13 protein-coding genes and 1 pseudogene are annotated in these 11,747 nt (G+C 66.8%); 10 read left to right on the top strand and 4 right to left on the bottom strand.

Annotated elements, in window-relative coordinates; genetic code table 11:
- Positions 1-335 precede the first annotated feature (335 nt).
- The 4 genes and pseudogenes from AC07EQ_RS00515 (at position 336) to AC07EQ_RS00500 (ending at position 3,094) form a co-directional block, all read left to right on the top strand.
- Complete coding sequence (locus AC07EQ_RS00515) at positions 336-686, top strand: DUF8129 domain-containing protein (RefSeq protein ID WP_478385725.1); 351 nt, start codon at positions 336-338, stop codon at positions 684-686.
- A 358-nt stretch (positions 687-1,044) separates the two neighbouring features.
- Positions 1,045-1,290: pseudogene (locus AC07EQ_RS00510) on the top strand (SDR family oxidoreductase); the annotation flags it as partial.
- A gap of 32 nt (positions 1,291-1,322) precedes the next feature.
- Positions 1,323-2,510 carry a zinc-dependent alcohol dehydrogenase gene (locus tag AC07EQ_RS00505; protein ID WP_478385724.1) on the top strand — a complete coding sequence of 396 codons (1,188 nt, stop codon included), beginning with the start codon at positions 1,323-1,325 and terminating at the stop codon, positions 2,508-2,510.
- Positions 2,511-2,689: 179 nt separating this feature from the next.
- Entirely contained in the window at positions 2,690-3,094 is a 405-nt protein-coding gene (locus AC07EQ_RS00500) for a DUF6292 family protein (protein ID WP_478385723.1), read from the top strand.
- Positions 3,095-3,252: 158 nt separating this feature from the next.
- Here the strand turns inward: AC07EQ_RS00500 and AC07EQ_RS00495 are convergent, their stop codons facing one another.
- Positions 3,253-3,738 carry a DUF6789 family protein gene (locus AC07EQ_RS00495; RefSeq protein WP_478385722.1) on the bottom strand — a complete coding sequence of 162 codons (486 nt, stop codon included), beginning with the start codon at positions 3,736-3,738 and terminating at the stop codon, positions 3,253-3,255.
- Positions 3,739-3,827: 89 nt separating this feature from the next.
- Positions 3,828-4,895, bottom strand: a complete 1,068-nt coding sequence (locus AC07EQ_RS00490; RefSeq protein ID WP_478385721.1) for an NAD-dependent epimerase/dehydratase family protein — start codon at positions 4,893-4,895, stop codon at positions 3,828-3,830.
- A gap of 308 nt (positions 4,896-5,203) precedes the next feature.
- On the opposite strand from AC07EQ_RS00490, the gene AC07EQ_RS00485 reads away from it, so the two are divergent.
- The gene (locus tag AC07EQ_RS00485) at positions 5,204-6,385 is read left to right on the top strand and encodes a PP2C family protein-serine/threonine phosphatase (RefSeq protein ID WP_478385720.1); all 1,182 of its coding nucleotides are present in this window, start codon (positions 5,204-5,206) and stop codon (positions 6,383-6,385) included.
- 48 nt (positions 6,386-6,433) lie between these two features.
- On the opposite strand, the gene AC07EQ_RS00480 is transcribed toward AC07EQ_RS00485, so the two are convergent.
- The gene (locus AC07EQ_RS00480) at positions 6,434-6,949 is read right to left on the bottom strand and encodes a MarR family winged helix-turn-helix transcriptional regulator (RefSeq protein ID WP_478385719.1); all 516 of its coding nucleotides are present in this window, start codon (positions 6,947-6,949) and stop codon (positions 6,434-6,436) included.
- A 274-nt stretch (positions 6,950-7,223) separates the two neighbouring features.
- The gene (locus AC07EQ_RS00475) at positions 7,224-7,475 is read right to left on the bottom strand and encodes a hypothetical protein (RefSeq protein WP_478385718.1); all 252 of its coding nucleotides are present in this window, start codon (positions 7,473-7,475) and stop codon (positions 7,224-7,226) included.
- 243 nt (positions 7,476-7,718) lie between these two features.
- Between AC07EQ_RS00475 and AC07EQ_RS00470 the strand changes: the two genes are divergently transcribed.
- The 5 genes from AC07EQ_RS00470 (at position 7,719) to AC07EQ_RS00450 (ending at position 11,747) form a co-directional block, all read left to right on the top strand.
- Positions 7,719-8,303: a hypothetical protein gene (locus tag AC07EQ_RS00470; RefSeq protein WP_478385717.1), complete on the top strand. Its 585-nt coding sequence runs from the start codon at positions 7,719-7,721 to the stop codon at positions 8,301-8,303.
- Between the two features lie 280 nt (positions 8,304-8,583).
- The gene (locus tag AC07EQ_RS00465) at positions 8,584-9,351 is read left to right on the top strand and encodes a hypothetical protein (protein ID WP_478385715.1); all 768 of its coding nucleotides are present in this window, start codon (positions 8,584-8,586) and stop codon (positions 9,349-9,351) included.
- 65 nt (positions 9,352-9,416) lie between these two features.
- On the top strand, positions 9,417-10,529 hold the full coding sequence (locus AC07EQ_RS00460) for an SRPBCC family protein (protein ID WP_478385714.1): 1,113 nt from the start codon (positions 9,417-9,419) through the stop codon (positions 10,527-10,529).
- Positions 10,530-10,533: 4 nt separating this feature from the next.
- Positions 10,534-10,953, top strand: a complete 420-nt coding sequence (gene gvpJ, locus AC07EQ_RS00455; protein ID WP_478385713.1) for a gas vesicle protein GvpJ — start codon at positions 10,534-10,536, stop codon at positions 10,951-10,953.
- A complete protein-coding gene (locus AC07EQ_RS00450) occupies positions 10,950-11,747 on the top strand; it encodes a GvpL/GvpF family gas vesicle protein (protein ID WP_478385711.1) in 798 nt (265 codons plus the stop codon). Before gvpJ ends, AC07EQ_RS00450 begins: the two co-directional genes overlap by 4 nt.

Genomic DNA, 11,747 nt, shown 5'->3' with positions numbered 1-11,747 from the left:
GGAAGTGTTCCTGCGCCGGAGAAAACGGCGCCGCACCAGGATTGGGCAGATCATCTGCTGTCGGCGGTCGGAGCATCGCGATCGGAAGGGGTAGGAGATGAAGAACTCGCTTGCCCGGCGCGGGAAGATCGGCCCGCTGAGCTGGCATCGCGGACGACGCGGTGCGATGACGTGGTCCCTGCGGCTGGGGCCCTGGTCGTGGACCGGCAGCAGGTCGTCCCACCGGAGTTCCCGGCGTTCCCGGTGGAAGGCCGGGCGCTGAGCGGCATCGCGCCGCGCCGAGCATGATCCGGCCGGGAACGGGGAACGCCTGTAGCTGTTGCAAAGGAGGAGAGATGTCCCCGCATGAGCTTCCCCTCATCGACTACGACAACGTGCCGGTCGGCTCCCTGCAGCACCGGATCCGGTCGCTGGACGGCGAGCAGATCCAGCAGCTGCTGGATTACGAGCGCGTGCACAACAACCGGGTTCAAGTGATGGAGGTGCTGGAAAACCGGTTGCAGGAGTTGCGGGAGGGCGCGACGCCGTCGGGCGGGACGCAGGAGGCGCAGCCCGTGGAGGCCGAGGACACCCCCGGGGGCTCCCCGGTCGAACCCAGCGGCTCGCCGGAACCGATGCACCCGCCGCGGCACGGCATCGGCGGACTTCCCGGCAAGCCCAAGGCCGATCGCCCGCGGAAGCAGTGAGCCCGGCTCCCTCGCGCCGAGCGGGCCGGGCGGAGCCGGCTGCGGCTCGCGCGCGGACGCCCGGTCCGTCCCAAGTGGACGCGCTGAAACCCGCGCGGAGGCGTGATCGCAACTCGCGGGCGCCCGGAGAGTAGATCTGCGGCGCCACTGTTAGGCACCGGTTTGCGGATCTGCGCGCCACGGGCAGCCGGGTAGTGCGCTTCCGGAACGGACGATCGATGGTGAGGTCGCGATGGCGGAATTGCCGAAGACAGCACGAGCGCAGCAGCAGCGCCCTCCAGGAACCACGCAGGCGATGCGACCGCATCCCAGGGATGAGATGCGGGATTACGTCGGCGCGCACCACCTGATCGGCACGCAGTCGCTGGTCGGCCGGCGCATCCGCGTCAACTGCGTGGCCCCCGGGCCGGTGTGGACTCCGCTCATCCCGGCGACGCTGACCGAAGACAAGGTGGAGGGATTCGGCGAGCAGATTCCGATGGGGCGCATGGCCCATCCCGACGAGATCGCGCCGTCGTACGTCTTCTTCGCAGCAGAGCGACTTTCGAGCTACTACACCGGTGAAGTGCTGACACCCGTCGGCGGCGAGACCCATCCCGGGTGACGCCGAACGGATCGACCACCTCGGAGGTGCGCGTGAAGGCGCTCACTTGGCAGGGACCGCGGGATGTCCGGGTGACCGACGTGCCGGACCCGCGGCTGGAAGCCGCGACCGACGCGGTCATCGCGGTGACCACCACCGGAATCTGCGGCTCCGACCTGCATCTGTACGAACTGCTCGGGCCGTTCCTGGAGCCGGGTGACGTGCTCGGGCACGAAGCCATGGGCATCGTCCAGGAGACGGGATCCGAAGTCACTCACATCAAGCCCGGCGACCGCGTCGTGATCCCGTTCAACATCTCCTGCGGGCACTGCTGGATGTGCCGCCGCGGGCTGTACGCCCAGTGCGAGACGACGCAGGTGCGCGAGCACGGCAGCGGTGCGGCGCTGTTCGGCTACACCAAGCTCTACGGCAGCGTGCCGGGCGGGCAGGCCGAGCTGTTGCGCGTGCCCCAGGCGCAGTTCGGCCCGATCAAGGTGCCCGACGGCCCACCTGACGAGCAGTTCGTCTACCTCTCGGACGTGCTGCCGACCGCATGGCAGGCGGTCGAGTACGCGGCCGTCCCGGAAGGGGGATCGGTCGTCGTGTTCGGCCTCGGCCCGATCGGGCAGATGAGCGCGCGGATCGCCGACTTCAGGGGTGCCCGGGTGATCGGGGTGGACCTCGAACCCGATCGGCTGGAGATGGCCCTGCGGTACGGCATCGAGGTCATCGACGCCCGCGCGCACGACGACGTGCCTTCCGCGGTCCGCGCCATGACGGAGGGGCGCGGCGCGGATTCAGCCATCGACGCCGTGGGCATGGAGGCGCACGGCTCGCCCGGAGCGGAGTTCCTGCAGAAGCTGGTCAGCGCCCTTCCGGGCGCGGTAGCGGAGCCGATGATGACCAAGGCGGGCGTGGACAGGCTCACGGTCCTGCACCAGTGCATCGACGCGGTCCGGCGTGGCGGGACGATCTCGGTCAGCGGCGTCTACGCGGGCACCGCCGACCCGCTGCCGATGCTGGTGATGTTCGACAAGGGCGTGCGGGTCAGCATGGGGCAGGCCCATGTGAAGCGGTGGATCGGTGATCTGATGCCGCTGGTCCGGGACGAGGCGGACCCGCTCGGGGTGCTCGACCTCGCGACGCACCGGCTGCCGTTGGACGAGGCGCCGCACGGCTACGACATCTTCCAGCGGAAGGAGGATGGCGTGGTGAAGGTCCTGCTGCGCCCAGGCGATTAGGTCAGGGCTCCTCGTCGAGGGTGAACGGCAGCGGCTGAGCGCCGCGCGGATGCCGGTGCGTTCCCGCGACGCCCTCGGGCACGTCGCCGGCTGGACTAGGCCGGCGCGATACCGGTTACCCAATGGGCGCCAGCCTGCTGAGGTCGAACGGGAAGCGAGGTCGGACGGGAGGATCGGTGATGGACACGATGAGCCTCGCGGCAGACGGATTGGTCGGCTACGCCACCTCCGTGGCGGAAGATCTCGGCGTCGACGTCTTCGAGATCGACATCAACCTCGATGTCGATCTCGCGACCGTGATCATTCTCGTGGATTCCCAAGTCCCGGTGTTCGAGGAGTTCCCGCTCATGCTGACCTGGGACGAGGTGAGCGGATGGGCGCTGCGGATCGACACCGACGGCTGCGGCGGGACCGCGACGCTGGAGTTCTTGGGCGAGGACATCCTGCCGGACTCCGCGTCGGTGCGGCGGTTCCTCTGGGAGGCGGTCCGCGGGAACAGCCCCGGCGTGCTCGCCTCACCCGCGTTCCGGCTGCCGAACGCGGGTGACGACCTGGAGCAACGACTCGCGCGGTTCTGCAACTGACGACGACGGCCGGAGTCCAATGTGGCCTGTTGGGGTGCCTGGAAGGTGTTCTTCGTGCCGTCCGCGAGTAGTCGGCATGGGGCTTGCGCGCAGGAAGGCACAAGTCCCGCCCGGCGGTCGCCCAGGTCTCAAGCCGGGACGGCCGCGGCCTGTCGCTTTTACGCACCCGCACCGCGTTGCCGCTTGACCGCATCGGGATCGGGCGCGAGCCGACCGGCCACCACGATGCCGTAGACGGCGTGGTCGAGCGCGATGACGAGACGACCGAGCAGCCTCCGACGGGTCGGGCGCACGGCCAGCAACGGCGCGATGACGGCCTCGAACCCCAGCCAGATGACCAGGCCGTACGCGGGGCCGGACCAGGGGCGCGACCTGATCTTCCACGGCAGGGCGTTGTACCCGAGCCCGGCGAATGCGCCGTACGACCAGTGCGCGGCCGCAGTGAGCGCGGTGCGGCTTTCCACGGGCAGCTGCTGGACGGACTCCGGCGCGTGCTTGCCGACTATCGCTTCCGGCGGTGTCTCCTCGACGAGGCCGACGTTCCCGGTGAGGGTCCGGATGCCGGTCATCGCCATGGCACCGACGAGTCCCCGCGCCCCGGCGCGGACCAGGTCGGGGGTCTTCGAGTGCTGGGAATGTGACACCGGGCCACCTTCCTGAGATCTGTCCTGCCAGGCCGAACAACCACCGGCTACCCGCCGGAACGGACGTCAACCACACGTCGTCATGGTGCTCAGGGGCGTTGACCGACGCCCGTGGCGAGCTCGTGCAGGCGGCCTCCCGGGATGCGCGGCGCGAGAGGCGGGGTTCTGCCGCCTGAGGCTTCCCGCAAGCCGTGGAGGAATCCTTCGACGGCGTCCGTGGAGCTGTGCCGCGGGGACCAGCCGAGTTCGTCCCGGGCTCGCGACACATCCATGACGGGAAGCCGCAGGAAGGCGTCGAACAGGCCCGGCGACGCGGGGACGAGGTGCAGGTGCCAAGCGGCGGAGAGGACTCCCTTGGCGATGCTGGGCGGAACACCCACCGTCGGCTTGCCGAAGAGCTCGCCCAGCACGCCGGTGTCGATCAGCGGATCCGCGGCGATGTTGAACGCTCCGGCGCTGGTGGAAAGCGCGGCAAGCCGGTACGCCTCGCCGACATCGTTGCTGTGCACCGCTTGGAAGCGCATGCCGCCCGGAGTCGGCAGGGCCGGCAGCAGGTCTGGCCTGACGAGCCGGTTGATCAGCATGGGCCCCAGGAAGAGCCGTCGTTGCTGGGATGCCGATTCCGGCTTGAAGCAGAACGCGGTCCGCATCCGGACGACCCGGATGTCCTGGTGCTGGAGCTCGAAGGCATCGAGGTACCGCTCCAGGTACGCCTTCTCCCCGCTGTACGCCGCGGCAGGCCACCCGTGGGTCGGCCACGACTCGTCGATCGGCCGCGCGTCCGGTCCCGGGCTGTAGGCGGCGATCGAAGACGCGTGCACCAGGCTCGGGACACCGGCCGCCGCGACGGCGTCGAAGACCCGGATGCCGCCGAGCACGTTGTTGCGCCAGGTCGTGATCGGGTCGTGGGTCGGCTGGAACAACCAGGCGAGGTGGATCACCACGTCGGCCGAGGCGAAGCGCGCCACCAGATCGTCTTCGGTGACGTCCGTGCGTTCCCAGCGCACCTTCGAGCTGGTGACGGGTGGCTCTCGCCGTGACAGCGCGATGATGGTGCCGACCGCGGGGTCCGCGTCGAGTGCGTCGACCACGCTGGTTCCGATGTTTCCGGTCGCCCCGACGACGACAACGCGCTGGGGGCTCTCGGCCGCCTTCATCGTTGGTCTCCTCCTTGGCCCGGTCTGCTCCCGCCGGCTTCCCCTCGTGGGAAGCGGAAGTGACGACAACTCCGGCTACCCGGCGAAATTCTCGGATAACCGCTGGGCTCTTCCGCTCACAGCCACGTCGAGTTGCCCGGTCGCCGGCTGCTGAAGCCGCGGACGGCTGTGCATGTCGGGTTCTGGGCGTGCCAGGACCGAAAGAGCCGGAAAGGTGGTGTCCGGGCCAGCGGTTTGCCGAACTGCGTCTTCCGGGCAATCAGGTGCTACCCGAAACCGGATGACCAACAGGAAGGGCGCGTGCAAGCGTGACCGAGCCCGCCCGGCTGGCGCTGGTGGACCGCGCCTTGAAGGAGGCCCCAGCGCACGAGCTCGCCGAAGTTCTTGAGGAAGTGCTTCGGAAGCACTACCGCGCCATCTCCTCGGAGATCTACTTGATCGACCTCCGGCTCGCACTCCTGGAACCGGTGCTCGCGTCGACGGCACCGGGGGTGTCGTTGGTGGGAACACCCGCAGGCCGGGCCTACTGCGATCAAGTCCCCGTGCGGGAAGCCGTCGGTGCCGGAGTTGTGCTGGACCTCCCCATGGCGGTCCGCGGTGACCGCATCGGCGTGCTGAACGTTCGCCTGCCGGAACTGCCGGATGCCACCGGGACGGACGAACTGGTCGCCTTGGCCGGGACGGTCGCGCATGCGATCACCCTCGCGGAGGTGGCCACGGACCGGTACCGGCGAGCCCGGCGGCCGGAACGGCTGACCCTCGCGGCGGAAATGCAATGGCAGCTGCTGCCGGTGCGGGCCGTCGACGGCAAGTCCTACCGGCTGGCCGGCCAGCTCGAACCCGCCTACGCGGTGCGAGGTGACAACTTCGACTGGTCGCAGGAGGCGGAGACCTTGACCGTCGCGGTCACCAACGGCATGGGGGAAGGCGTCACGGCGTCGATGCTGACGACCTTGGCGATCACGGCTCTGCGCAACGCTCGCCGAAGCGGTGCGGATCTGGTCGAACAGGCGGCATTGGCAGATCAAGCCGTCTGGTCGCACCACACGGGTGCGCAATACGTCGCGACCCTGCTGGTTCAGCTGGATCTCCAGAGCGGCAGCGTCCTCGCCATCGACGCGGGTTCCCCGCGGATCTGGCGCGTTCGCCAGGACGACGTCGCCCCCATCTCGCTCGAGGCTCAGCTCCCGCTCGGGATGTTCGACGGCACCGAGTACGTGACGCAAGCCTTCGAGCTCGAGGCGGGCGATCGGCTCTTCATCCTCACCGATGGCATATACGGCGCCGTTCTCGCGGATCGCAACTACACCACGACCTCGCTCAGACGGGCACTTCGATCCAGCCGCCTGCTGCCGCCGGCCGAGGCCGTACGGGCACTGATGAGCGATCTGCGGGCCTTCCTGCATGATCAAGAACTGGACGACGACGCCGTGGCGGTGTGCCTCGACTGGCTCGGTCCGGAACCGGTCCCGCCGCCGTCCACGTCGTGAAAGCTCGGACGCCGGCTGGTCGCCAGCGCTACACCTCGACCTGGTCGCTCAAGCGAGCTCTTCGTCTGCGTGACCGAGTTCCACAGCCGCCGAGTAGAAGGCGTTCAAGCCCATGCGCAGGGCACTGCGGTTCCGCGCGCTCATCTGCTGGAGCACTGCGGCGAGGTCCGCTTTCCGGGCACGCCGGAAGCGCTGCAAGAAACGCCGTCCGTCAGGGGAGAGCTGCAGGACGATCTCACGACGGTCGATCGCGCTGCTCCGACGTGCGAGCAGACCGGCTGCCTGAAGGCGATCGCACAAGCGACTGGTGACGGAGGGGATCGAGCCGAGCTCGTCGGAGAGCCCGACGAGATTGATCGAAGAGTGACGATCTACCACGATCAGGGCGCGCAGTTGCGAGGCCGAAACCGTCGGCCGGACGCGTTCCGCACTGCGTCCCCAGACCACGACGAGCGCCCGGGCTGCAGTCTCGATCTCGTCGAGGAGATCGGCTGGTGGTAGATCAGGCTGACGTACCAGGGTCGTCTCCCATGCTTGAGCACACGATCCACTCAGGTGATGCATCCATTGTCTCACGCGAAGGACCGGGAGAGTCCTGACGGCTCGATGTTCAGGACGAGATCGCCGGATCCTCCCGGGAGATTCGTTGCTGGTGAGCAAGTGTTCGTTTCGTTCCGCGAAGACCCGCGGGATCAAGGGCTGACGCCGGTCCTGATTAGACGATCGTCAGCCGGGCTTTCTGATGCGGGTGAACCTCGTGTGACTGCCGCGCTTCCTGCGTCTTCGCGTTCGTGTTGGTGCAGGACACGCTCGTGGCTGCCGGGATGGGCACGGGTTGTCAATGCTGCGGGCGAGCATCAGGTTTCGACCTGTCTGCACGTTCTGCGGTGACCACCAACCGCGGACGTTCCTCGGGCGGGACATCCTCCAGGCGGCCGTCGGCGAGGATCTTCGCCGCTGCCCTGACGATGTCCGCGATCACGTGCAGGCCCCCACGGATGCCCGCTGCCGCGTTCGGGGTGCGGACCAGTGCGCCGACGTCGACCAGGCTTCGGCTCACCCAGGGCGCGTTGATCTGGGCGACCAGCACGATTTGAACGCTCTCGTGCTCGTGAGGCCGCTCTGGAACATGTGCGGAGTCGTGCTTGCTTGACATGATCTGCCGCCTCCGAGGCCCTGGTGCTGCCGGGTCGTGCGTGCGATTCCACCGTGGGCATACCCCTGGGGAAAGCGACCATATCGGAGCGGCAGGAGAAACTTTCCGCGTGCAGGGTTGGGCGCATACTGGTGGCGAGCGTGGTGTCCGTGATGTGCCGGGCATCGCGAGGCGCTAGTGATCAAGGATGACGCCCGAAGGGCATCGACATCCTTGGAGGAGAGGGGCAGCGCCATGACGTGGTTTCCTCGCCTGCTCGGCATCGGAACGGCCGCGGCCGGCGCAGTCGTCGTACTGCGTCCGGAGACCCTCGCGACTGCTTGTGGGATGCGTGATTCGGACGGGAACGTCGCGCCGACCACCGCGGTTCTCTGCCGTGGCATCGGTGTACGAGACGTGCTTTCCGGGTTGGCAATGACCTTTGCGCCGAATCCGGACACGCTGCGGCTGGCCGTCGTGGCCCGTGCGTCGGCGGATTTCGGTGACGCGGCGGTCCTGGATCTTCTGCCCGGCGATTCGGAGACGCGGAACATCGTGGCGACGTTGGCGGCCGGCCGCGGTGTGCTGTGCGCGCTGAGCGGCCTGACCATTCGTTCGGACGCAGCGGACGAAGACGTTGTGAAGCCGGCGGACGACCAGCAGACCTGCGGGTGGCGAAGAGGTCACCGCGAGGGGCGCGCGACCGACCGGATGTCTCCCCTGCGGCGCTGGGTGAGCGAGATTGTCGAGGAGGAGCTTCGAGATGCGGAGTTGGTCGACTGACGTCGCTCGGCGTCTGCTCGAAGCTGTTCATGGAATTGGAAAGTCACGCTTCGCTCGCCGTGGAAGCCGATCTCGAATGCCTCGGCGTGGTGCTCGATCTTGTTCTCGCGAGAAGCCAGTTCGATCACGAAGTTGTCCCGTGGCAAGGGTTTTGGTCGACTACTAGGAGGGTAGCCACTCAAAATAATCGCCGTAGCGGCTCGGCAGCATGCCAACACGGGGGGAGCCGTTCGCGTTTACGGGCGACCGGCCCGCCGGAAACGCCCGCAGGAGGTTGATCATGAAATCCGGACCTCAGATCGCGCTCGCAGTTGCGATCGGTTACGTCCTCGGGCGCAGTCGGAAGATGAAGCTCGCGATCGCGACCGCCGGGGTGATGGCAGGGCGGCGCGTCGGGGTCAATCCCAAGGATCTCCTCGCGCAGGGGGGCAAACTGATCGCAGGGTCCCCCGAGTTGAAGAAGTTGACGGGTGAGGCGCGTGAGCGCCTGATGGACGCGGCGAAATCCGCTGCGATCGCGGCGGCGACGAACAAGATCGACTCGATTGGCGACAATCTGACCAAGCGGGCCGCCGGTTTGCGGGTTTCCAACGTCGGGGAACAGGCGGCTGGTCTTGGTGGGCAAGCCGCTGGACTCGGCAAGCGCGCGTCTGGACTCGGCAAGCGGACCGCCGGGGAAACTCCCGAGGAAGACGTGGACGAGGGTGAAGCGGCAACCGAGGAGCAGGAGGAAGAGCGAGCTGCGGTGCCGTCACCGCGAAGCACCGACCATGCCCGCGGCCGGAAGGATGAGCGTTCAGCATCGGCTCGCGCGAGCACGCGTCGTTCTGAGCCGAGTGGTCGGAAAGGCGGCTCCTCGGCGCAGAAGGAACCCGAGCCACGGTCGAAGACCACCGAGCGGTCCAGGTCGACGGCCGGTAGTGGGGCATCGGGAAAGTCCGCGGGCCGCTCGACTGGCCGGGCGGGGAGCAGAACCGGCTCCGGAACGTCGGCTCAGTACAAGTCGGGAACGAGTTCCAAGTCGTCCAGCACTAAGAAGTCGTCTTGAGCGTGGCTGAGGTGATGACCATGGCGGAGCAGCCCGATGGGCGTCGTTCCGGTTCTGGTGGGTTGTTGAGCGAGCTGCCGCTCGATCCGTTGAAGGCTGGGCTCCAGGATTTGTTGACCGCGGCCGGGGAGCGGGCGGCTGATTTCGTCAGCGACAAGGTCGAGGGCATGACCGAAAGGCTTGTGGAGTCGGCTGAAAACGGTGGTGCGGGGTTGATGGCCGCAGTGACGGGGGGTAAGGAGTTGACTGCGGGAGGGTCCCCGGTCAAGTCGGCGCTGAAGGCCGGCTTCTCCGGATTGAAGGAAAAAGCAAAAGAGACGCTAGGCATGGGTGGAGGCAAAGGAGGGAAGAAGGGCAAGGCCAAGGTTGTCAACATCATCGAGCACAACGATGTGGGATTGCCGCTTCGCGTTGTGTACGACCAGTGGACCAGGTTCGAGGATTTTCCGGACATGACGAAGAAAGTCCTCAGCGTGGACCAGGAATCCGACGAGAAGGTCAACTGGAAGGCGCAGATCTTCCTGTCGAAGCGAAGCTGGGAAGCCACTATCGTCGAACAGGTGCCCGACGACAGAATCATCTGGACTTCGAAAGGCGCGAAGGGGAGCGTGGATGGAACGGTCACGTTCCACGAGCTCGCGCCGAACATGACGCGAATTCTGCTTGTCCTCGAATACTATCCGCAAGGATTCTTCGAGAAGACGGCGTACATGTGGCGTGCGCAAGGGCGGCGTGTGCGAGCGGACTTCAAGTACATCAAACGGCACATGATGACGCGGACGATCCTGGAACAGGACAAGATCGAAGGATGGCGCGGCGAGATCCGCGACAGGGAGGTCGTCAGGACTCACGAGGACGCCCTGCGCGAGGAGGAGGAAGGATACGGCCGCGAACCCGCCGAGGAAGAAGAGGAATACGAAGGCGAGCGCGCCGAAGTGGATGAGGAGCCCGAAGAGGAAGAGGGCGAAGAAGAAGGCTACGGCGAGGAGGAAGACGAGGCCGAGCGAGACGAGTACTACGACGAAGCGGATGAGGAGGAAGAAGGATACGAGGACGAAGAGGAGTACGGAGACGAGGACGAGGAGCACCGGGAAGGTGACGAGGGCGACGAAGAAGACGAGGAGGAGGAACGCGAAGGGCGTCGAAGTGAACGTGTGACATCCAGCCGGAGAAGGTGATCGCATGACCGTCGCAAGCATGCAAGGCGGCGGCGGGTCCCCGGTGCAGCGGGGAACTGGAGGGACTCTTGCGGACGTGGTCGAGCTCATCCTCGACAAGGGGCTGGTCATCGACGTGTTCGTGCGTGTCTCGCTCGTGGGTATCGAGATCCTCACGGTCGATGCGCGCGTCGTCGTGGCCAGTGTGGACACCTACCTGCGCTTCGCCCAAGCGACCAACAGGCTGGACCTGGATGAGAAGGGCGGCAAGGACCTTCCAGAGCTCGTGCAGGGCGTGACGGAGAGCGGCGCGAAAGGCAAGACCAAGGGAATGATCGACGCGGCCAAGGACAAGTTCGACGAGTTCCGCAGTGCCGACGAGGACGACAAGAGAGAGAAGCAACCCGTGCGGCGCAGGGAATCACGCAGTCGGGAGCGTGAATGATGGCCACCCGCGCAGAACGAGCCGATCAGGTCCAATCGGGACAGAACGACGACGTCGATCGCGGCGTGTACGTGTACGGGATCGTCGGCCACCGCAAGAAGCTGCCGGACGATCTGCCCTCGGTCGGAGATGGCAGGGAAGAGGTGGACCTTGCCTCGTACGGCAAGATCTCAGCCCTGGTCAGCGAGGTGCAGCTCGCTCGTCCGCTCGGGACGCGCGAGGATCTGCTCGCGCATGAACGGGTGCTCGACACCCTCGCGGCGGAGGCGACGGTGATACCGATGCGCTTCGGATCCGTCGTGAGAACCAGGGAAGCCGTCGTCGACGAGCTCTTGGCGCCCCATCAGGGGCATTTCGAGGAACTGCTCGCAGAGCTCGCCGGGCTGGTGCAGTTCACCGTTCGCGGCCGGTACGCGAACAACGCGCACCTCCGTGAGATCGTTTCCGAAGAGCCCGAGATCCAGGAACTCCGCGCGGCCCTTCAAGGGCTGCCCGAGGATGCGGGCTACGCCGAGCGCCTGAGACTGGGCGAGCTGGTCAACAACGCGGTGGTAAGGAAACGTGAAGTCGATACCGAGACGCTGATCAGCTCTCTCGAGAAGTCCTCCGCTGCTTCCGCTTCACATGCGGTCGCGGGTGAGGACGACGCCATGCACGTCGCGTTCCTCGTTGATCGCGAGGCAGTACCGCAGTTCGAGCAATCAGTGGATGATCTCGGACGACAGTGGGATGGGCGCGTCAACTTGCGGTTGATCGGGCCTCTCGCTCCCTACGACTTCCTGCCGGAGACCTGA

It is taken from the genome of Saccharopolyspora sp. NPDC045839 (genome assembly GCF_056431645.1).
This window is presented reverse-complemented; position numbering and strand designations above follow the sequence as displayed.